This is a genomic window from Mesorhizobium sp. BR-1-1-10 (assembly GCF_020165595.1).
Classification (GTDB): domain Bacteria; phylum Pseudomonadota; class Alphaproteobacteria; order Rhizobiales; family Rhizobiaceae; genus Mesorhizobium; species Mesorhizobium australicum.
On the sequence record NZ_JAIUIL010000010.1, the window covers coordinates 119,916 to 140,502 of the forward strand.

Sequence of the window (20,587 nt, forward strand, 5' to 3'; positions counted from 1 at the left end):
GGCAGCGACGCTATGGTCTTTGCCAAAAGGCCGCGCTATTCCTTGGCTGCGGGGGGATCCGATGGCCGAGGAACAAAAGGGATTGCGCCTGTCGCGGCGGCTGCTGCTGGGGGCGGCTGTTTTTGGCGGCGCCGTGCTGTGGGGCGGCACCACCGTGGCGCGGCTGGCGCGAGGCCCGTCAGGGCCGAAGAACAGCGGACGCATCGCCGATGTAGACGGCATCGCACTGCCGCTGAAGCCGATCGGGAGCCCGCCGGCCTTCGATCCGTCGCTGCCCTGGCTGGCCAAGGGCGGCGACATCAACGATGCCAGCGGTCTGTCGAGGACCCCGATCTATGGCGTCGTCGAGGTCAGCGAGGAAGAGCATATCGCCAAGGCGCTCGCCTTCGCGCGCGCCAACGGGCTGAAAGTGTCGCTGGCGGCCATCCGCCATTCGATGGGCGGGCATGCTTTCGACGACAATGCGCTGGTCCTGGATATGAGAAAGTTCAACAAGGTTACGGTGGACGCCGCGGCCAAGACCATGACCTTGCAGCCGGGCGCGTGCTGGCACGACATCCAGACCATGCTGCATCCGCGTTTCGCGGTGAAGGCGATGCAGTCGACCGACATCTTTTCAGTCGGCGGTTCGCTGTCGGTGAACGCGCATGGCATGGACCATCAGGCGGGCTCGGTGGCCGGCTCCATCCGTTCGATGCGGGTGATGCTGGCCGACGGATCGGGGATCATCTGCTCGCCAACCGAAAACATCCAGCTGTTCCGACATGTCGTCGGCGGCTACGGTCTGTTCGGGGTGGTGCTAGAGGCGACGCTCGATATCGTCGACAATGCCGTCTACCGCACCTCGCGCGAGATCATCAGATCCGACGATTTCCCGAAATTCTTCGCCGAGGTGCTGGAGCCGAACAAGGACATCGGCCTGTTCTACGGGCATCTGTCGACCGCGCCGGGCAATTTCCTAGAGGACATGATCGTCTACCGCTACGATAGAGTGGCGGAGCAGCCGCCGGGCGACCAGCCGGCGCTCGGCGAACCCGATGGCGTCGGCCTGAAGCGGGTGATCATGAACATGGCCAAATGGGGCAGCGCGTTCCAGGAACTGAAATGGTTCACCGAAAAGACGCTGGAGCCGAAATTCGAAAGCTGCACGGTGCCGCGTAGCTCGGCGCTTGCCCAGGGCGAGGCCTGTCTCGTCACCCGCAACAACCCGATGCACGATTCGGTGCCGTATCTGTTCAACGACCTGATGAACGAGACCGACATACTGCACGAATATTTTATTCCTCGCGCGAGCTATAATTCATTCATCGCGGAAGCGCGCGAGATCCTGCGCAACCAGGATCTGCCGGTGCTCAACGCCTCGGTGCGCATCGTCCACAAGGAGGACGTGGCGCTGACCTACGCGCCGGAGCCGGCCTATTCGCTGGTGCTCTATATCAACCAGCCGGCCGATGCCGATGGCAATGCCAGGATGCGGGCGCTGACGCGGGCGCTGATCGACGTGACGATCAAGCATGGCGGGCGCTTCTTCCTGCCCTACCAGCTGCACTACACGGCCAAGGAATTGCTGGCGTCCTATCCCGAATTGCCGGCCTTCCTGAAGGTAAAGCGGCACTATGACCCGGCGGAATTGTTTTCCTCGACCTTCTACCGTGCCATCAAGGCGCTGAGCGGGACGGTGTAGACGGGCGGCACGCGGGCCGGCCTACAGGCCCGTCGGCATCAGCCCCGCCAGCCAGTTCACGGAGCGTTTTGCCGCGTCGGCGGTTGCCGAGGCGGCGCGGCCGAGATCGGTCTTGACCAAGGCGTAGCCATTCTTCGTGCGATAGAGCACGCCGGTTCCGCCGTCGACCACCTGTTCATAGGCGACGGGTCGGGCAGCGGCCGCGTCCAGGGCCGTCGTCGGCGATCCGACCGGCACGCTCGGCCGATGGCTGAGCTCCGGCGGCAGCGGGCTTTCCGTCCTGACGGCCCGGCTGGCGGGCTTCAGTTCCGGGCCCGACGCGATCGCGGCCAGGTGCGAGGAGGACGCCGAGCCCTTTGCGCGGCAGATGCCGGACACCAGCGGATAATTGAAATTGCGCTCGTGCAGGATCTGGCTCTTCATCGCCGCTTCGCAATCGGCGATGGTCGACCACTTGGCCGGCGTCTCGCCGATATATTCGCACAGCTTGGCGTCGCAGTCGCAGCCGACAATGGTCATGGCGACAAGGGCGGTCTTGATCACGGTCTCGTCCCTTCGAGATGCCCCCCGGCAGCCCAGTCAGGCATGTCGCGCCTTCAGGCCGACATGCGATCTTCCATTGCGCGCGAACAAGGCGGGATTTTGCCGCGATTGTGGAATGAGCATGACGGCTCGCCGATCCAGGCCAGGCGTGGCTGAAAAACCTCAGTAGTCGTAGACGTGTTCGAGCCTGGCGCCGGCCTTGATCAGCGACGGCAGCACCAGATGCAGCTTGCGCACGGCCACGACCATGCCGGTGCGGCGCGTCGAGGGCTCCGCCGGCAGCGGATAGCTGAAAAGGATGCGCATGCCTTCGGGAATGGCGATCGAATCGGTCGACAGCACCGTGACCATGATCTCGTCATTGCCGCCGATCTCGACAAAGGAGACACCCTTGTCGATCAGCTGCGGGATCATGTCGGTGAACACCTGGTAGCGCCTGGTGACGAAGACGGTGCCGTCCGCGCCGTAATCGCGTTCCAGCAAGGTGTCGGGCTCGTTGCGGGTGGCTTCGCCGACCGGCCCCCTGGCCCAGACATGGACATCGAGGAAGGCTGGGTCGGAGGTCGCGGCAAGCGCCTTGGTGATCAGGTCGGCATAGCCTTGCTTGATGATGTCGGCGAGACCGAAGGCAAGCTTGCGTTCGCTGGTGCGGATGGAACTGTCACCAGGCGCCGGCTGCACCGCGAACAGCCCGGCGCGCTTCTCGGCATAAGGGAACTGGTACCACGGCACCTGATCGAGGAAAGAGGCATACTCCGCGGCCACCTTGGCCTGGTAGATGTCGGCCGCCGTGCGCTTGGCTGACGTCGCCTCGGTGATGCGACCGACCGTGTTCTCATAGGCCCATTGCAGGATATGCTCGATCGAATGGCTGGTGCCGATGATGACCAGCATCTGGTGGTTGGCGTAGTTGAACTTGTAGGGAGAACTGGCGCGGATCACCGTGGCATAGTCTTGCCAGAAGCGGCCGACGTAGGACCAATAGGGAAAGCCGCTCGGCTGGTCCTTGGCGACGAAACCGGCATATTCGCGCGCGGCGTAGACGATCGCCCATTCCGGGTAGGTGAGGAAGGTCGACTCCTCCGGCCGCTGGTAGCCGGGGATTTCGGCGCGCACCTTGTCGGCCAGTGCCTTGGGCGGCGCGCCGTCGGCAATGCCTGGCAGCGGCGTCCTGTCGAGCGCCGGCGTCGTCAGGAAGCCATAGGCCAGCCCGGCGATCGGGATCAGGATGACGATGACGATCAGCCAGAGGATCGCCTTGACGATGCGCTTTATCAAGCGGAACAGGAACATGGCCCGTCAGGCCGTGGCGAAGTGGTCGTAGATGCGCTTCGACAGCCAGAAGCCGATATAGACGGCGATGCCGCCAATGACGATGTGCGGCAGGTTGGCGAAGAAGCGGGCAGGGAATTCGATGTCGTTGAGGGAGCGGAAGCCGTTGATGAAGATACCGGCATCGAGGCAGCCTGAGCCGGTGATCAGCCCGAGCACGCCGTCGAACAGGTAGACCGAGCCGAACAGCTTGAAATAGAACACCGCCTGGCGATGCGAGATGAAGGCGGCGGCCAACGCCCAGACGCCGGAGAAGGCGTGCAGCAGGTCGTCGTACCATTGCAATGAGAACAGGCCGAACAGATTGCCGTCTGCATCGTTGAAGGCCGGAATGTAGCCGATGGCCACGACGCCGAAGAACAAGAACGCGTAGGCGACTGCAAGCTTCTGGATCAGCGTCATGAAGTATCCCCCTTCTACGAGCCCATTTGTAAACGCTACTCTGCCAGCCGCCTGACGCGGTTTTCTGCGCTTCCGCGTTCTACTGCACCGCAGTAGAACTGTGCTCACGGACCCAAAGGTCCGCTGTGCTTCGGTTCTCGAAAACCACGCCATCCGACTCGGCAGAGCGCGTTTTCAAACGGGCTCTGACGACGTCGAACGTTAGCTGATTTTGCCGCCGGTTGCAGCCCCAACCGGAAACACCGTAAAAATTGCGTGGGAGAGCCAAAAGACAGTCGGCGCCGGGATTTCTCCCAGCGCCTCCCTGTCAGATCAGGACACGGTCGCGGCAGCAACTTCCGTAAAGTCGTCGCGCCATGCCGGCCTTGATTTTGACGGTCCTGCCAGAAGCCACCCGAGAGCAGCATCCGTTCCAGACCACGCCGGTCTTGGCCCTCGCGGGCCTTTGCCCTGCGTGCCATCGAAGGTTTTTGCCGTCCTTCATGGCAGCATCGGTCCGCCGTCGGCGTTGGCACGCTTTCCGCGGCCCCGTAGGTCTCGGCTTCCGTCCCTTGAACAAGCAAGCCTGCTCTCGTTCCGGGCCGTACGGGCCTCAGGAAATCCGCCTTTCACTTCGCCTTTCGGCTTGATGATCGGTAGCCGCCTGAGATGGGTTCAACTTACGCCGGGTAAGGGGTTTGGGGAATGGCCGCGCCCCTGTGGATAGCGGGATTATCGGGGACCAATGCCAGAAGCCAGGGAAGTTCAAGCGCGAAGGCCTTAGACAGCCTGCCCCGCGCTTTTTGGCGTCCGAAAGCGCCCTTGCTCCGCCGGCCGGTACGAGTTTGAATGCCGGCAAAGGATCGGGCATCCAGGTCCGGCGCCGGGGGGGAAACTTGAAGGTCGGGGTGGTGCTCAATCCGATTGCCGGCGGCGGCCGGCTGAAACAGCATTGGCCTGACGTCGCCGCCGCGCTGAAAAAACACTTCGGCGATTTCGAACTGCGCGAGACGCAGGCCGAAGGCGACGCCGAGCGGCTGGCGCTCGATCTCGCGGCAAACGGCTTCGATCTGGTGATCGCGGCCGGCGGCGACGGCACGGCGAGCGAGGTGGCCGACGGCTTGCTGCAGGTCCGCGAGGAGGGCGGCAGGACGACCGAGCTCGGCCTGCTGCCGTGCGGCACCGGCATCGATTTCGCGCGTGGCCTCGGCCTGCCGAAGGAGATCGGCGCGACGCTGGAACGGATTGCCGGGGCGAAGGCCAGGGCGGTCGATGCCGGCCGCATCTGCTATATCGACGACCATGGCGCGCTGGCCAGCCGCCACTTCATCAACATCGCCAGCCTTGGCCTGTCGGGCGCCACTGATCGCGCCGTCAATGCCGACAAGCGCAAGGGCAGGATGTCGGCCAAGGCGCTGTTCCTGTGGCGCACCGTGGTCGAGTTCATCCGCTACCGCTTCCAGGACGTGCGGATCACCGTCGATGACGGCGACGCGGTCGAGGCGCGCATGGCGCTGGTGGCGGTGGCCAATGGCAAATTCTTCGGCGGCGGCATGATGATCGCGCCCGATGCGGAACTGACCGATGGACAGTTCGACATCGTCATCCTGCGCGCGGCGGGCAAGCTGAAGCTGATCTGGGACATCCGCCTGCTCTATGGTGGGCGGCACCGCAACCATCCAGCGATCACCATCCTGCGCGGCAGGAAAGTGGTTGTCGAACCGCTCGGCGACGTCGAGAAGAATGGCGCGCTGGTCGACATAGACGGCGAGTCACCGGGGCGCATACCCGCCACCTTCGAGATCCTGCCTGGCGCGTTGCTGGTGAGATATTGAATCAAGGCACAGCCCGGCGGTGGAGCGTCTCAACGTCGTCATCCCAGGGCGAAGCAGGAGCGAAGCTCCGTCGCGGAGACCCTGGGATCCATGCCGTGATATTGGCCGAAGAGTGCGGCGGAGCCGAAATCAGCACCGTTGCAGCGCCTTGATGTTACGGGATGGATCCTCGGGTCAAGCCCGAGGATGACGAAAGGATGGGGTGTCTCCCGCCAATCGCCGAGCCATGCAGTCCGATCGAAACTCTCGCCCGAGAAACCGGTCGAGATGTTGCAGCTCTGATTCAAATTGTTGCCGCTATGATTCTAGATGCTCGCCCAACATCTTGATTTTATTTGCTAGTTCATATTTCCAGCCTGGCCGGAAAGCCCGGCGCGCGCAGGTCGGTGCCGACGGTATCTTCAAGCAATTTGACGATCTGGGTCGACCAGGCATCGCCGCCATAAGCCGCCTTGCCTTGCTCGAAGATCGCGTTGACGCGCGACGCCAGATCGAGCGGCACGCCGGATTGTTCGGCCATGGTCAGCGCAAAGCCAAGGTCCTTCAGCGCAAGGTCCATGGTGAAGCCGATATCGTAGGAGCCGTTCAGCACCAACTGGCTTTCGGTCTCGTGGACGAAGCTGTTGCCTGAAGACGCGACGATGGCGTGGTAGGATTGCGCGAGGTCGAGCCCGCCTTGCTTGGCCAGCATCAGCGCCTCGCCGGCGGCGACCAGATGGATGAAGGCCAGCATGTTGGTGATAACCTTGATCACCGCCGCCGAGCCGATCGGGCCCATCAGGAACGACTTGGCGCACATCGCTTCGATGGCCGGGCGGTGACGCTCGTAGAGGGGGGCGTCGCCGCCGACCAGCGCGGTGATCTTGCCGGCCGCCGCCAGATGCACACCGCCGGTGACCGGGCATTCCAGCGTCTCGATCCCCTTGGCCGAGGCGAGGGCGGCCAGCCGCAAAATCTCGTCGCGGCCGTTGGTCGACATCTCGATCCAGGTGCCGCCCCTGGGCAGCCCTTCCAGCAATCCGCCCGGGCCGCCCAGCACCGCCTCGCTGACTTTTGGCGAAGGCAGGCACGTGATGGCATTGCCGGCCCGCGCCGCGGCTTCGGCCGGGCTATTGGCGGCCGTCGCGCCGAGCGCGACAAGGCGCTCGACGGCGGCGGGGTCGCGGTCGACGACGGTGACGTCAAAGCCGTTGCGGATCAGGCTGGCGGCAAGATTGCCGCCGAGATGGCCAAGGCCGATGAAGGCGTAGCTTTCGCTCACGGCATCAGCGGCGTCTGCATCATCTGCAGATGCAGGTCCTTGCCGGTGTAGGGATGGGCGTCGCAGACCGCCTCGTTCAGCTCGACGCCGAGGCCCGGCTCCTTCGACGGGATGACATTGCCGTCCTGCCATTCGATCTTCTTCTTCAACAGCGTGGCGTGGAAACCGTCCCACTGCTTCAGCGATTCCAGGATCAGGAAGTTGGGCAGCGTCACCGCGAGCTGGATGTTGGCGGCACCGACGATCGGCCCGCAATAGCAGTGCGGCGCGACCTGGATGTGATAGGCCTCGGCCATGGCCGCGATCTTCTTGGTTTCCAGAATGCCGCCGGAGCGGCCGAGGTCCGGCTGCAGGATGGTGGCGGCGCGGTTCTCGATGACACGGGCGAATTCGGATTTGGTCGTCAGCCGCTCGCCGGTGGCGATCGGGATCGAAGTCGCGCGGGCGACCTGCGCCATCACTTCGGGCATGTCGGGCGGCACCGGCTCCTCGAACCACAGCGGATCATAAGGCTCGATGGCGCGCGCCATGCGCAGCGCGCCCGATGCCGTGAACTGGCCGTGCGTGCCGAACAGGATATCGGCGCGGGTGCCGACCGCCTCGCGGATCGCCTTGATCATGCGGGTCGAGACATCGATGTCGACGAGGCGCGGCTGATGGCCGTCGAAGGCGGTGTAGGGGCCGGCCGGGTCGAGCTTGACGGCATTGAACCCCTGCTCGACATATTCGAGCGCGCAAGCCGCCGCCATCTCCGGGTCGTTATAGACATTCCTGCCATCCGGCGCGTCCTCGGAATGGACGCTGCCGGTGTGCGGATAGAGATAGGTGTAGGAGCGCAGCGTCTCGTGCACCTGGCCGCCAAGGAGCTTGTAGACCGGCTTGTTGGCTTCCTTGCCGACGATGTCCCAACAAGCCATTTCGAGTGCGGAAAAACAGCCCATGCCGGTCACGTCGGGGCGCTGGGTAAAGCCGGAGGAATAGGCGCGGCGGAAGAAGTTCTCGATGTCGTGCGGATCGTGGCCGATCAGATAGCGCTCGGCCATGTCCTCGACGAGCTTGGCCGTGACATGGGCGGAGAAGGTGGCGTTGTAGGCCTCGCCATAGCCGACCACGCCGCCATCGGTGGTGAGCTTGACGAAGATGAAATACTTGCCGCCGATGCCGGGTGGCGGGTTGCCGACAACCCAGGTCTTGACGTCGGTGATCTTCATGTGTGGTCCTCCAGAACCAGTTCGGCGCCCTTCCACCCGGTCATGACCGAGGCGGCGTTGGTGTTGCCGGTGATGTTGTCGGGAAAGATCGAGGCGTCGATGATGCGCAAGCCTTCGAGCCCGTGCGCCTTGAGGCGCGGATCGACGACGGAGCGCGAGGGATCGGGTCCCATGCGGCAGGTCGAGACCGGGTGATAGACGGTGCCGGAGCGTTTCCTGAAATCGGTGATCAGGTCGGCGTCGGACCGGATCGACGGACCGGGCAGCACCTCTTCGGCGATGATCTCGGCCATGGCGGGCATCGAGGCGATCTTGCGCACGAATTTCACCGCCGACAGCATTTCGTCGACATCGGCATTGGTGGAATAGGCGTTGGCGACGATCTTGGGATAGTCGAGCGGATTGCTGGAGCGGATCATGATCTCGCCGCGGCTCGATGGCCGGCAGTTGGACAGGCCGATGGAGAAGCCCGGCCACGGATCCGGCGTCAGGATCGGCCGCTCGCCGTTCTTCGGGATGAGGGTCGAGAAGGCCTGGAAATAGAGCTGCATGTTGGGGCGCGAGAAGGCCGGATCGGTGCGGAAGAAGCCGCCGCCATGGTTCATCGACAGCGACAGCGGCCCGGAGCGGGTCAGGATGTACTGCATGCCGACCAAAAGCTTGCCCCACCAGGGACGCAGGATCTGGTTCAGCGTCGGCAGCTTGCCCTTGAAGGTGTAGTTGATGCCGACATGGTCCTGCAGATTGGCGCCGACATTCTCGTTGGCATGCACGACCGGGATGCCCAAGCCTTCAAGCAGCGCCGCCGGACCCACCCCGGAGAGCTGCATGAGCTGCGGCGAGTTGATCGAACCCGCGGACAGGATGATTTCGCGGCCGGCGCGGGCCGTCCTGGTCTGACCGTTCTGCAAATACTCGACGCCGACGGCGCGCTTGCCTTCGAACAGGACGCGGCTTGCCAGCGCCTTGGTCTCCACGCGCACATTGGCGCGCTTCATCGCCGGGCGCAGGAAGGCACGGGCGGCCGACATGCGCCGGCCGTTCTTGGTCGAGATCTGGTAGATGCCGACGCCTTCCTGGGCAGCACCATTGAAATCGGGGTTGAGCGGCAGACCGGCCTGCTGGCCTGCGGTGAGATAGCGCTTCGTCAGCGGGTGGACGGCATCGGTGGTGTCGCTGATGTGCAGGGGACCGCCGCTGCCGCGCCATGCGTCGGCGCCGGCTTCATTGTCCTCGAGCGCCTTGAAGGCCGGCAACAGATCGTCATAGCCCCAGCCGGGATTGCCGGCGGCGCGCCAGTCATCGAAGTCTTCGCGGGCGCCTCTGATCCAGACCATGGCGTTGATCGAGCTCGACCCGCCAAGCAGCTTGCCGCGCGGCCAGTGGTCGACATTGCCGCCGAGGCCGGGATCCGGCTCGGTCTTGTAGTTCCAGTTCACCGTGGGATCGAAGAAGGTCTTGCCGTAGCCGAGCGGCATCTGCACGTAGAAGCGCCGGTCGCTGCCGCCGGCTTCCAGCACCAGCACCGAGAAGCGGCCCGAAGCCGACAGTTTGTCGGCCAGAACCGAGCCGGCCGAGCCGGAGCCGACGATGATGAAGTCATAGGTCTGCATGATGAAAATGGCGGCTCCGGAAATCTGGCGCAGCCTAGACGCCATGGGTTCGCCGCGTCGCCGCGCCTTCCGGCATCGGTTGTGAAAAAAGCGACTGGTATACCGGCCGGCTTTCGGGGAATGCCGACAATCGCGCTTGATATGCATGGGGTCGACGGACTATGCGGATAGCATCATTTCGGCATGATTTTTTCCGATAAGTCTGCAACTTTTCGGAATCATGCCCCTGGCCACTCCGCGCAAAGGCAGGAGAACCCATGCGTGTCCTGTCGGATGCTTTCATTCCCGAACTGCCGGGCTATTACAAAGGCAAGGTCCGCGAGAATTACGACCTGGCCGACGGCAGGCGTATCATCATCGCCACCGACCGTCTCAGCGCCTTCGACATCATTCTGACCTCGATCCCGTTCAAGGGAGAGATCCTCACCCGGACGGCGCGGTACTGGTTCGAGGAAACCGCCGACATCTGCCCGAACCATGTGCTGGAATATCCCGACCCCAACGTCGTCGTCGGCACAAGGCTCGACATACTGCCGGTCGAGATCGTCGTGCGCGGCTATCTGGCGGGGACCACCAGCACCTCGATCCTGACCCGCTACCGACGCGGCGAACGGGACATGTATGGAATGCGCCTGCCAGACGGCCTGCGCGACAATGAGAGGCTGGCCGAACCGGTCATCACGCCGACCAGCAAGGCGGCCGACGGCGGCCATGACGAGCCGCTGTCCAGGGCCGAGATCCTGGAGCAGGGCCTGCTTACGCAGGAGCAGTGGGACACGGTTTCGGATTATGCCTTGAAGCTGTTCGCCCGCGGCCAGGCGCGCGCAGCCGAACGCGGCCTGATCCTGGCCGACACGAAATACGAATTCGGCACAGACAAGGACGGGACGATCATTCTCGCCGACGAAATCCACACGCCCGACAGCAGCCGGTACTGGATCGCGGCGAGCTACCAACAGGCGCTGGCTGATGGCACGCGGCCGGAGAGCTTCGACAAGGATTTCATCCGCTCATGGGTGACGGCGCGCTGCGATCCCTACAAGGACCCGATCCCGAGGATTCCGGACGAGATCGTCGAACAGGCCTCTGGGGTGTATGCCCAGGCTTACGAGGCGATCACCGGCAAGGCATTCGTTCCAGACATTTCCGGGGATACGGTTCTCGACCGCATCCGCGCTAACCTTGCACGTTATTTCTGAGAGGTGCGATCTCCAGGAACCGCGTTCCTCGGCGATTGGAGGAAACCCTCCCTGACACCCGAAGCCGCTGAAAATCCGGCACAATCGGGCGAATGCAGGGTTAGCCTATGGCCTTGGGGCGAGGAAACAGCAGCGGCGGCGCGTTGACCTATTCCCGTAGCGGCGATACGGGATCGATGACCATCACTGCTTGAGGATTCTGCCCATGGTGCAGTACGCGGACGGACGGCCGATCGGAGACCTGACGCTGCGCACCCTGGCCATGCCTTCGGACGCCAATGCCGCCGGCGACATTTTCGGTGGCTGGGTGATGGCGCAGATGGATCTTGCCTGCGGCATCCGCGCCGCCGAGCGCGCCAGGGGCCGCGTGGTGACGGCGGCGGTCAAGGAGATGTCCTTCGCCAAGCCGATGAAGATCGGCGACACGCTGTGCATCTACACCCATGTCGAACGCGTCGGCCGCACCTCGATGACGCTCAAGGTCGAGGCCTGGGCGCAGCGCTACCTTTCCGACCTGATGGAAAAGGTGACGCACGCCGATTTCGTCATGGTGGCGCTCGACGGCGAGGGCAAGCCGAAGGCGGTTCCGGCCGAGAGCTGATTCGACACCGCCAAGCCGGGGGCATTTGTAACATCGCCCGAGTGAAGCGATGCGTTCAGCGACATGCTGCCGTTGCCTTCCACGCGCAATTCTCCCGGACACCGGAGGAAGACAATGCGTCAACACCTGTTGAACGGCTGGCTTGCGGCGGCTCTCGTGGCCCTTGTCTGCCTGCTCGGCATAACCGCTTACGCCGAAGTCAAACAGGACCTTGGGCGCACCGCCTGCCTGCATGACACGACGGATGCGAAGCAGCGAACAGCGACGTGCACGATCTGCAGCCAGACGCCTTGCTTGGCGCGAAGGGCCTGACTGGCTGCCGTTGGAATGTGTGTTACCGTCGAGAGGGGGCCGGGCGCGTCGGGCCGGCATCGAGCGCCATGGACTGTTTCCAAGTCGCCTTTAGGTCCAGTCGCTTTCAAGGAGCCGTGACTTCGCTTGGGCAGCTAGAGCCGCTCAGTGCAGGTCCCGAATCCCTTGCCGCGCATGGGCTTCAGGCGTGCATGTCGTCGAATCTGGCGCGTGCCGACTGGACACGCTGGGTGTTCTTGCGGGCCCATTCGCCGAGCGCGCCGACCGGCACCAGCAACTCGTGACCGAGCTCCGTCAGCTCGTAATCGACGCGCGGCGGAATGGTTGGAAACACCTTGCGGGTGATGAAGCCGTCACGCTCCAGGCCGCGCAAGGTGGTGGTCAGCATCTTCTGGGAGATGCCGCCGACGGCGGCGCGCAATTCGTTGAAACGCAGCGGTCCGCCGCCCAGCTTGCCGACCACGAGCACGGTCCATTTGTCGCCGACGCGCTGCAGGATTTCCGATACGGCGCGGCAGTCCTCGGTGTTATGCGGGTGCCTCAGTAACAAAAACGTGCCTCCTTGCGCATCAAATTGTCAGTATCACATATAGCGCCGGTATCCAAACGATACCAAAAATTCCCGCAAGGAGAGCCCCTTATGTCCAAGCCCAAAATCGCCATTGTCATCGGTTCGACGCGCGCCGCCCGCTTCGCCGACGTGCCGACGCAGTGGATCGCCAAGATCGCCAAGGCACATGCCGACATCGATGTCGAAATTGTCGATCTGCGCGACTTTCCGCTGCCCTTCTTCGATGAGGTCGCGTCCTCCGCCTGGGCGCCGTCGCAGAACGAAGTCGCACAGCGCTGGCAGAAGAAGGTCGCCGGATTCGATGGCTTCATCTTCACCGCCGCCGAATACAATCACGGCCCGACGGCCGTGCTGAAGAATGCGATCGACTACGCCGCCAACGAGTGGAACAAGAAGCCGGCCGGCTTTGTCGGCTATGGCAGCGTCGGTGGCGCCCGCGCCGTCGAACAGCTTCGTCTCCACGCCGTCGAATTGCAGATGGCGCCGGTCAAGTCCGCAGTCCATATCGCCTGGGGCGATTTCCTCGCCGTGCGCCAGGGCGAGAAGAAGCTCGAAGATCTCGAGCACCTGAACCAGGCCGCCACCGCGCTGGTCAACGACGTCGCCTGGTGGGCCAAGGTGCTGAAGGCCGCCCGCGCCGCCGACGCCATCGCCGGAGAAGCCCAGGCGGCCTGATCCGCCGGATCGGATTGTCCTCCCAAGGGATATGGGGCGGCGCTTGCGTCGCCCTTTTTTCGCGTTCCTGCAAGGAGTTGCGGCTGCGCGAAAGATCTGCATGCAACGCCGCGCCGCCCCTCAGCGCCTCGCAAGCAGGTGAGGGTGCCGCAGACACAGCGCTCTTGCGAAGGCGCCCGTCCCGGGAGCCACGTGCTCGTCCTTTGCCCGAAGAGGGCGGCTCGACCGGCAAGGTCGTGCTGATGCCTTAGTTCCCGAAGCTGCTCGTCGGCAGACTGCCACCTCAAAGGGCGGTCGTCGGTCCAGGTCGGGTCGGCTCCGAATATCGAACGGCTCAAATACCCGCGATCGCGAAAAGCCAGGCCAGGATGTCGAACAACAGAAGGACCAGCGCAATCTGCAATGCCACCCGAAGCCGCTGGATAATGCGCCAGTTGCTGACCATGTCCGCCTTGATGCGAAGGGCGAGCGCGCGCTGCATGGCCGACATGTTTGCCGGCCTGTCGCCGTCGACATATTGATGGAGCAGCTCTTCTGGGTCGAAGCGGAACGTGTATTTGTGGTAGGGCCAAAGCAAGAAGACGATCAGCCCGCCGATGACGAACAGCAGAACCACCGCGATCCAGTCCCAAAGCCCAAGCCCGTCGGAAAGCGCCCTTCCGCCAAGCAGCGAGTTGGCGAACGCAGTGGCGAAGATGAGGCTGCCAGCGCGGGCGTTCATGTTCTCGACGAGGTTCTGCTGGTGATTGAGGCCTCTCACTGCCTCCTGATAAATGAAGGCAAGGCGGGGATCGCCGTCGGCAAGGTCGCTCGCGACTGCTGTGTTGCTGTCTGCTCTATTGGCAGATTCGTTCATAAGGGTGCTCTATAGCGCGCCAGTGCTGCGTCATCCTAACTCAAATCTCTTGCCGCCAAAACGTTGGCCGTACAGGACAGCTCCTCGACTCTTCCACCGGCCTCCATTTATGGGCCGACTGTTTTTGACGGCACTCTGGCGGAGATCTTTGATCTCCAGGATCAGATCGCCTCAAACATAGTCGGCGCAATCACGCCGAAGATCGAGGAGGCTGAAATCGAACGTGCCAAGCGCAAACCGAGATCTTTGCGCTCGCAGCCAAACTACGCGAGCGCGATGCGTGTCGCGATGGCAAGTCATGCCTTGGCGGGACAGCTTTCTGAAGCGGAGAAGATGCGCGCCTGCGCGAACTCGATCCCACATTGCGGCTTTCGGACCTCGCGGAGGTGCTGCCCCGTTTCAACGGGTGGAAGACCGCGACAACTATATCGAGGGCCTTCGGAAGGCGGACTTGCCAGAATAGCGCAAAAGCCGGTCCGTCATGCCATGGCCGAAACTCGATGCTCAGATATCCGCTTTCGCGGTCACGCGCCGCTAGACAAGCCGGCAATGGTTGGCGGGCTCGCTGCGAGCTTTCCCAGCCATTCCACAAGTCGCCATGGTTGGACCGCCATATCGGCGGGGCTGCCATCTGGCCCCGCCGGTCCGCCCTGATATATCCGGCTGCGATCCGTCACATGAGGGGCCTCGTGAAGTCATCCAGCCTGGCAGGCGCCGTTTCTCCCATGATCCCGGTGCTTGTCTGCGCGCTTGGCATCTTCCTGCTGTCGGGGATGGACGCGGCGATGAAGGTCCTGGTCCTTGCCGTCGGCGTCTACAACACGGTGCTGTGGCGCAGCATGCTCGCGACCGTGGTTGCCGGCGCCGGCTGGTCGGCGGGACCGCGCACGCTGCCCAAGCCTTCCGTGCTCAGGCTGCATGCGCTGCGTGCCGCGGTCGTCGGCTTTGTCCTGCTGTCCTTCTTCTGGGGGCTTGCCAGGCTGCCGCTGGCGGAGGCGATCGGGCTCAGTTTCGTGGCGCCGCTGTTCGCCCTGCTGCTGGCGGCGTTGCTGCTCGGCGAACGCATACAGCGTCAGGCGATCTGGGCTTCGCTGGCCGGCATTGCGGGCGTCGCAATCATCGTCGGCGGACAGTTCGGGCAGACAAGCCATGCCAGGGATGCCTTGCTCGGCACGGCGGCGGTGCTGGTGTCGACAGGGTTCTATGCCTACAATTTGATCCTTGCGCGGCAGCAGGCGCTGGTGGCCAAGCCGATCGAGATCATGCTGTTCCAGAACCTTTGCGTGGCGGTCTTCCTTGGTCTCGCTGCACCCTGGCTGGCCATTGCCCTGCCGCGCGAGCTCTGGCTTCCGCTCGCCGGGGTGACGGCGCTGTCGCTCGCCGGCCAATTCCTGATGAGCTGGGCCTATGCGCGTGCCGAAGCGCAGTATCTGATTCCGACGGAATACTCCGCCTTCATCTGGGCGATCGCACTTGGCTGGTTTTTCTTCGACGAGGCGGTGACCTGGACCACGCTGGCGGGAGCGGGTCTCATCGTCACCAGTTGCCTGATCGCGGCACGCTCAAATCCCAGGCTTGCCGAGCCGATCGAAGCCGCTCTCTGATGGCCTAAGCTTCCCGCCCACCATGCGCCGAGGAGGGAGGCTGATGGGCTCGGAGGGGTAGCCGTCATCTAAGTAGATCATTCATCTAAGTAGATCCTTTGCAATTTCTAGTTTATACACCATTTTACTAAATATCTTTGCTTAAGCGCCGCTCTTTTCCCGGACAATAAGTATATGTCTTCCGAAAGATCGATGTTATGGTGGATTGTGTAATGATTCCCCGGAACGAAATCGTTCCTTTCAGCATTGATCCGACGTGGCCATCCGGAAGTCCGTAAGCGAACGGTTCGAGGCGGCCATGCCTCACGAGGAGGATGTATCCGATGAGCTTCTTCGTCAACGCCGTGGGTGTTCCTCTTCCCTATAGCGGTACGTCCAACCACTGGTTCTCGGCGCCTGGTGCCGGGCCGGACTTGTATGGCAGCGCGGGAAATGACTCGTTTTACGGAGCGGGCAATCTCAACGTCACCATGCATGGCGGCACGGGCGATGACATCTATTACCTCTATGGGGCGGGCAACAAGGTGGCCGAGGGCGCCGGGGCAGGCATCGACACGATCAGCACGTGGATGAGCTACAAGCTCCCCGCCAATGTCGAGAACCTCATCGTCACAAACCCCAACAACTACGCTTTCGGAAACGGCTTGGACAACATCATCACCGCCAAGGCTGGGCACCAGACGCTGGACGGCGGCGCGGGAAACGATGTTCTGATCGATGGCGGCGGTGGCTACGACACGTTCGTCATCTCGAAAGGCAACGGCAGCGACCTGATCGCCAATTTCGCCGCCACCGACACCGTCCGCCTCAATGGCTATGGTTTCACGTCGTTCGATGCCGTTCACTCGAACCTGATCCAGGCGGGATCAAACGTGCTGCTGAACCTCGGATCCGGCGAGATCCTCGAGTTCAAGGACACGACCATCGACAAGCTGCAGCCCAACCAGTTCGAATTGCCGATCGACATGTCCGGCATGAAGCTGTCCTTCAGCGACGACTTCAACGCGCTCAATCTTCACAACGCTCAGGGCGGCACGTGGGATACCAACTTCTCATGGGGAGCGCCGAACGGCAGCACATTGACCAGCAATGGCGAGCTGCAATGGTACATCGACGCCAATTACGGGCCGACGAGTTCCGTCCACCCGTTCAGCGTGAATAACGGCGTGCTCACCATCACCGCCGCGCAGGCGCCGGCCGACATCAAGCCGCTGATCAACAACTACGAATACACGTCAGGTATCCTCAATACGCACAGCACCTTCTCACAAACCTACGGCTATTTCGAAATGCGCGCCGACCTGCCCGAGAACGCCGGCGCCTGGCCCGCCTTCTGGCTGCTGCCGGCAGACGGCTCGTGGCCGCCGGAACTGGATGTGGTCGAGACGCGCGGGCAGGACCCGAACTCGTTGATCATGACGGCGCATTCGAATGAAACGGGAACCCACACCAAGGTGACGTCGACGGTAAACACCATGGATACCGCCGGCTTCCACACCTATGGGCTGCTGTGGACGCCGGACAAGCTCGTCTGGACTTATGACGGTGTCCAGGTCGCGGAAGCGGCGACGCCATCCGATATGCACAAGCCCATGTACATGCTGGCCGATCTCGCGGTCGGCGGTCTTGCCGGCGCGCCTCCCGATCATCTGGCGACGCCTGCCGAGATGAAGATCGACTATATCCGCGCCTATACGCTGGACAACGCGCCGGCGAGCGCTTTGCACACCACCACCAGCACCGCCACGCATAGCATCGCCAGCAGCACGCTGCACGGCGGTTCCGAATTCGGGGGCCACGCGTAAGGGCCGGGATCATGCAGCGGCGGGAAATGCGGAAATGACTGGACCGTCCGGCCTGCGTCCGGTCTTCCTGCGCGCTATCGCCGATGTCGGCGTCTTCTCGCTGCTGATCAACATCCTGCTGTTGGTGATTCCGCTCTACCTGCTGCAGATGTATGACCGCGTGCTGCCGTCCTCCAGCGTCGAGACGCTTGTCTATCTGTCAGCTATCGCGGTGCTCGCGCTCGCCTTCCTCGGGCTGCTGGACGCGATCCGCGCCGTTTACACGCAGCGCGTCGCGGCGACCGTCGACCGCAAGCTGGGTGCCAGCACCTTCGCCGTTTCGCTCGGCGCGAGATATGCCGGCGGCCTGTCGCCGCTGCGCGATCTCGCTTCGGTCTGCGCCTTCATCAGGTCACGCGGCGTGGCGGTGCTGTTCGACCTGCCTTTCGCCCCTGTCTTCCTCGCCTTGCTCTATCTCATCCATCCGGTGCTGTTCTGGGTGACGGTCGCCGGCGCGGTGCTTCTGCTATTCCTCGTCGTGGCCAACCAGCTTGCGATCGGCAGGAACGATGCCTTGTCCGCGGAGTGTTCGGCGTTGGCCAGCCAGGCGGAACAGGCCTTTGCCCGCAATGCCGAGACGCTGCGCGCCATGGGCATGGTGCGGAATGCCTCCCTGGTCTGGGGACGGCACGTGGCGGCGGCGCTCACTTTCCATGATCGTTCCTCGAGCGCCAACGCGATCTTCAGCGGCGCCTCGCGGGCGCTGCGCATGATGCTGCAACTGGCGATCCTCGGCGCCGGCGCATGGCTGGTGCTGCAGGGGCAGATGACGGCCGGCATGATCTTCGCCTCCTCGCTGGTGTCGTCGCGCGCGCTGCAGCCGCTCGACCAGCTGATCGGCGCCTGGCGGCAGATCGCCGACGCGCGGCGGGCGTGGACGCGGCTGGAAAAAGCGCTCGCAATGCGCCCGGCCGAGCCGCGAAAACTGATCCTGCCCGATCCGGCCGGTGCGATTTCCGTACAGGACGTCTTCTTCATGGCGCCGAACGCCCAACCCGGCACGGAACCCATCCTCAAGCGGCTCAACTTTGCGATCGGCGCGGGCGAAGCGCTGGCCATCGTCGGCCCGAGCGGGGCCGGCAAATCGACACTGGCGCGGTTGCTCGTGGGGGCCGCCCAACCGACCGGCGGCTCAATCAGGATCGACGGCGCCGACCTCAGGACCTGGGACGAAAGCCAACTCGGAAAGCATGTCGGCTACCTCGCGCAGGAGGTTGAGCTCTTTCCTGGATCAATCGCGCAAAACGTCGCCCGCTTCGACCCGCAAGCAGACGACGCCGCAATCGTCGAGGCGGCAAGGCGCGCCCAGGTGCACGAACTGATCCTGGCGCAGCGCGACGGCTATCAGACCATGATCGGCCCGTCGGACAGGGCGCTGTCGGGGGGCGAGCGCCAGCGAATCGGCCTGGCGCGCGCCTTCTACGGCAATCCGCGGCTCCTGGTGCTCGACGAGCCCAGCTCCCATCTCGACGGCAGCGGCGAGGCCGCGCTCGAGGCGGTGCTTTCAGCCGCGCGGGCGGCGGGCGTCACGGTGATCGTGATCACCCATCGCCCTTCGATCGCCGCCGCTTGCGACCGCGTGATGCTTTTGCGCGCCGGCATGGTCGAAGCCTTCGGCCCTGGCGACGAGGTGCTGCGGCGCTCGGTCATCGGCAAGGCCCCCCAGCAGAGCACGGTGGTGACCGGGTCATTCGTCCCGACAATCCGCGCAGGTGGCAGTTTCGGATCGTGAGATGACGACACAGAGCCTCGCCTGGGACAGCCAGCCGCGCACCGACATAAGACGCGTGGCCCTCACCGGCTACGTCGCCATAGCGGTTCTGGCGGGCGGCTTCGGCTATTGGGCCGTCAGCGCTCCCTTGTCGGGAGCGGTGATCACGCAAGGCACGATCTCGGCGACCGGCGGAAACATCCGCATCCAGCATCGCGAGGGCGGGATCATCAGGGAGCTACCGGTCCATGAAGGCGATCGGGTGCAACAGGGCCAGGACCTGGTCTTGCTGGATCCAACGGCCGCGCAGGCCGAGCTCAACCGGCTGGTGAGGCAGTCGATCGCGCTCAGGGCAAGTGCGGCGCGGCTGGAGGCGGAACGCGACGGATTGGACAGGATGGCGCCCATCACCGAAGCGGCGCCGGCACCTTTTCAGCACGATTTCGAGATCCTGGTTCGCGAACAGCAAAAGGAATTCGACGCCAGGCTCGCCCGGTTCCGGTCGGAAAAATCGATCCTGGCACAACGCGTCGCCATGCATCGGCAGTCGGTGGTGGGGTTGCAGGCCCAGCAACAGGCCATTCAGCAACAAGCCGACGTCGTGAAGAACGAACTCGGCATCAAGACCGGTCTGCTGGACAAGGGCCTCACCAACCGCACCGAGTACTCCCAGCTATTGCGCAGCGAGGCCGATCTCGTCGGGCAGGCCGGGGCGCTGGAGGCCAATCTGGCGACGGCCAACACCCAGATCGTCGAAGCCCAGGAGCAGATCGAGCGCCAGACCACGCAACGCGTCGAGGAGGCGCTGACGAAGCTGGACGACGTTCGCTCCAATCTGGCCGACGTCGAGGAGCAGACCAGGGCGGCGGAGGCGGTGCTGCGGCGCACGACGATCAAGGCGCCGGCGGCAGGCATCGTGGTGTCGTCGGCCTATAATTCCAAGGGAAGCGTGATCGCCCCCGGCGAAAAGATCATGGAGATCCTGCCCACGGCATCGGGCCTCGTCGTCGATGCAAGGCTGCGGCCGAAAGACCTCGATCAGGTCCGTGTCGGCCAGCCGGCGAAGCTGCGGCTGTCGGCTTTGAACGCGCGGCTCACTCCCGAGGTCTCAGCCACGGTGGCGCAAATCTCAGCGGACCGGCTCATCGACGAGGCAACGCATGAGCCCTATTTCCGCGCCAAGCTGAGGATCGCGGCCGACCTTCCGTCCGGCGTAAAGCCCGAGCAGCTTTATCCCGGAACGCCGGTCGAGGCGTTCATCAACACCGGTGACCGGACTTTCCTGGAGTATCTGGCGCGTCCGATGCTCGATTCCTTCGCCCGCGCCTTCACCGAGCGGTAGAGATCGCGGTCC

At 63.7% G+C, this 20,587-nt stretch carries 17 protein-coding genes and 1 pseudogene; 10 read left to right on the forward strand and 8 right to left on the reverse strand.

The features are described 5' to 3' along the window. The first annotated feature begins 61 nt into the window (after window positions 1-61). Window positions 62-1,684: an FAD-binding oxidoreductase gene (locus LB555_RS21910; RefSeq protein ID WP_224683729.1), complete on the forward strand. Its 1,623-nt coding sequence runs from the start codon at window positions 62-64 to the stop codon at window positions 1,682-1,684. Window positions 1,685-1,705: 21 nt separating this feature from the next. Here the strand turns inward: LB555_RS21910 and LB555_RS21915 are convergent, their stop codons facing one another. The 3 genes from LB555_RS21915 to LB555_RS21925 form a co-directional block, all read right to left on the reverse strand. Further along, window positions 1,706-2,227 (reverse strand): hypothetical protein, encoded by a 522-nt coding sequence (locus LB555_RS21915; protein ID WP_224683730.1) that lies wholly within the window; start codon window positions 2,225-2,227, stop codon window positions 1,706-1,708. Between the two features lie 162 nt (window positions 2,228-2,389). Then, entirely contained in the window at window positions 2,390-3,520 is a 1,131-nt protein-coding gene (locus LB555_RS21920; protein ID WP_224683731.1) for a hypothetical protein, read from the reverse strand. A 6-nt stretch (window positions 3,521-3,526) separates the two neighbouring features. Beyond that, window positions 3,527-3,961: a hypothetical protein gene (locus LB555_RS21925; protein WP_140617720.1), complete on the reverse strand. Its 435-nt coding sequence runs from the start codon at window positions 3,959-3,961 to the stop codon at window positions 3,527-3,529. Between the two features lie 875 nt (window positions 3,962-4,836). Here LB555_RS21925 and LB555_RS21930 point away from each other — a divergent pair. Continuing rightward, window positions 4,837-5,775, forward strand: coding sequence for a diacylglycerol/lipid kinase family protein (locus LB555_RS21930; RefSeq protein ID WP_224683732.1), 939 nt, complete (start codon window positions 4,837-4,839; stop codon window positions 5,773-5,775). 343 nt (window positions 5,776-6,118) lie between these two features. On the opposite strand, the gene LB555_RS21935 is transcribed toward LB555_RS21930, so the two are convergent. Genes LB555_RS21935 through LB555_RS21945 form a run of 3 tightly spaced genes read right to left on the reverse strand, consistent with a single transcriptional unit; the run spans window position 6,119 to window position 9,860 of the window. Continuing rightward, on the reverse strand, window positions 6,119-7,036 hold the full coding sequence (locus tag LB555_RS21935; RefSeq protein WP_224683733.1) for an NAD(P)-dependent oxidoreductase: 918 nt from the start codon (window positions 7,034-7,036) through the stop codon (window positions 6,119-6,121). Next, window positions 7,033-8,247 (reverse strand): mandelate racemase/muconate lactonizing enzyme family protein, encoded by a 1,215-nt coding sequence (locus LB555_RS21940; RefSeq protein WP_015316135.1) that lies wholly within the window; start codon window positions 8,245-8,247, stop codon window positions 7,033-7,035. Before LB555_RS21940 ends, LB555_RS21935 begins: the two co-directional genes overlap by 4 nt. Then, a complete protein-coding gene (locus LB555_RS21945; protein WP_140875573.1) occupies window positions 8,244-9,860 on the reverse strand; it encodes a GMC family oxidoreductase in 1,617 nt (538 codons plus the stop codon). Before LB555_RS21945 ends, LB555_RS21940 begins: the two co-directional genes overlap by 4 nt. Window positions 9,861-10,117: 257 nt before the next feature. Here LB555_RS21945 and LB555_RS21950 point away from each other — a divergent pair, with 257 nt between their 5' ends. Both LB555_RS21950 and LB555_RS21955 read left to right on the forward strand, forming a co-directional pair. Beyond that, complete coding sequence (locus LB555_RS21950) at window positions 10,118-11,059, forward strand: phosphoribosylaminoimidazolesuccinocarboxamide synthase (protein WP_140721768.1); 942 nt, start codon at window positions 10,118-10,120, stop codon at window positions 11,057-11,059. Between the two features lie 205 nt (window positions 11,060-11,264). Beyond that, the gene (locus LB555_RS21955; RefSeq protein WP_013893544.1) at window positions 11,265-11,660 is read left to right on the forward strand and encodes an acyl-CoA thioesterase; all 396 of its coding nucleotides are present in this window, start codon (window positions 11,265-11,267) and stop codon (window positions 11,658-11,660) included. 493 nt (window positions 11,661-12,153) lie between these two features. Here the strand turns inward: LB555_RS21955 and LB555_RS21960 are convergent, their stop codons facing one another. Next, window positions 12,154-12,522 (reverse strand): winged helix-turn-helix transcriptional regulator, encoded by a 369-nt coding sequence (locus LB555_RS21960; protein ID WP_015316139.1) that lies wholly within the window; start codon window positions 12,520-12,522, stop codon window positions 12,154-12,156. A 90-nt stretch (window positions 12,523-12,612) separates the two neighbouring features. Between LB555_RS21960 and LB555_RS21965 the strand changes: the two genes are divergently transcribed. Further along, the gene (locus LB555_RS21965; RefSeq protein WP_140617723.1) at window positions 12,613-13,218 is read left to right on the forward strand and encodes an NADPH-dependent FMN reductase; all 606 of its coding nucleotides are present in this window, start codon (window positions 12,613-12,615) and stop codon (window positions 13,216-13,218) included. 334 nt (window positions 13,219-13,552) lie between these two features. On the opposite strand, the gene LB555_RS21970 is transcribed toward LB555_RS21965, so the two are convergent. Beyond that, a complete protein-coding gene (locus LB555_RS21970) occupies window positions 13,553-14,074 on the reverse strand; it encodes a hypothetical protein (RefSeq protein ID WP_015316141.1) in 522 nt (173 codons plus the stop codon). Between the two features lie 74 nt (window positions 14,075-14,148). Between LB555_RS21970 and LB555_RS21975 the strand changes: the two are divergent. The 5 genes and pseudogenes from LB555_RS21975 to LB555_RS21995 all read left to right on the forward strand — a co-directional run. Continuing rightward, window positions 14,149-14,314, forward strand: a pseudogene (locus tag LB555_RS21975) (CadC-family transcriptional regulator); the annotation flags it as partial. Between the two features lie 437 nt (window positions 14,315-14,751). Further along, complete coding sequence (locus tag LB555_RS21980; RefSeq protein WP_041163692.1) at window positions 14,752-15,678, forward strand: DMT family transporter; 927 nt, start codon at window positions 14,752-14,754, stop codon at window positions 15,676-15,678. 323 nt (window positions 15,679-16,001) lie between these two features. Continuing rightward, a complete protein-coding gene (locus LB555_RS21985) occupies window positions 16,002-17,483 on the forward strand; it encodes a family 16 glycosylhydrolase (RefSeq protein WP_015316143.1) in 1,482 nt (493 codons plus the stop codon). 34 nt (window positions 17,484-17,517) lie between these two features. After that, window positions 17,518-19,254, forward strand: coding sequence for a type I secretion system permease/ATPase (locus LB555_RS21990; RefSeq protein ID WP_224683734.1), 1,737 nt, complete (start codon window positions 17,518-17,520; stop codon window positions 19,252-19,254). Window position 19,255: 1 nt separating this feature from the next. Then, window positions 19,256-20,575: an HlyD family type I secretion periplasmic adaptor subunit gene (locus LB555_RS21995; protein ID WP_224683735.1), complete on the forward strand. Its 1,320-nt coding sequence runs from the start codon at window positions 19,256-19,258 to the stop codon at window positions 20,573-20,575. Window positions 20,576-20,587 lie beyond the last annotated feature (12 nt).

Coding starts and splice junctions, on each gene's coding strand:
- LB555_RS21910 (WP_224683729.1), top strand. CDS start 62: ATGGCCGAGGAACAAAAGGGATTGCGCCTGTCGCGGCGGCTGCTGCTG.
- LB555_RS21940 (WP_015316135.1), bottom strand. CDS start 8,247: ATGAAGATCACCGACGTCAAGACCTGGGTTGTCGGCAACCCGCCACCC.
- LB555_RS21925 (WP_140617720.1), bottom strand. CDS start 3,961: ATGACGCTGATCCAGAAGCTTGCAGTCGCCTACGCGTTCTTGTTCTTC.
- LB555_RS21920 (WP_224683731.1), bottom strand. CDS start 3,520: ATGTTCCTGTTCCGCTTGATAAAGCGCATCGTCAAGGCGATCCTCTGG.
- LB555_RS21970 (WP_015316141.1), bottom strand. CDS start 14,074: ATGAACGAATCTGCCAATAGAGCAGACAGCAACACAGCAGTCGCGAGC.
- LB555_RS21950 (WP_140721768.1), top strand. CDS start 10,118: ATGCGTGTCCTGTCGGATGCTTTCATTCCCGAACTGCCGGGCTATTAC.
- LB555_RS21995 (WP_224683735.1), top strand. CDS start 19,256: ATGACGACACAGAGCCTCGCCTGGGACAGCCAGCCGCGCACCGACATA.
- LB555_RS21990 (WP_224683734.1), top strand. CDS start 17,518: ATGACTGGACCGTCCGGCCTGCGTCCGGTCTTCCTGCGCGCTATCGCC.
- LB555_RS21980 (WP_041163692.1), top strand. CDS start 14,752: ATGAGGGGCCTCGTGAAGTCATCCAGCCTGGCAGGCGCCGTTTCTCCC.
- LB555_RS21965 (WP_140617723.1), top strand. CDS start 12,613: ATGTCCAAGCCCAAAATCGCCATTGTCATCGGTTCGACGCGCGCCGCC.
- LB555_RS21945 (WP_140875573.1), bottom strand. CDS start 9,860: ATGCAGACCTATGACTTCATCATCGTCGGCTCCGGCTCGGCCGGCTCG.
- LB555_RS21985 (WP_015316143.1), top strand. CDS start 16,002: ATGAGCTTCTTCGTCAACGCCGTGGGTGTTCCTCTTCCCTATAGCGGT.
- LB555_RS21955 (WP_013893544.1), top strand. CDS start 11,265: ATGGTGCAGTACGCGGACGGACGGCCGATCGGAGACCTGACGCTGCGC.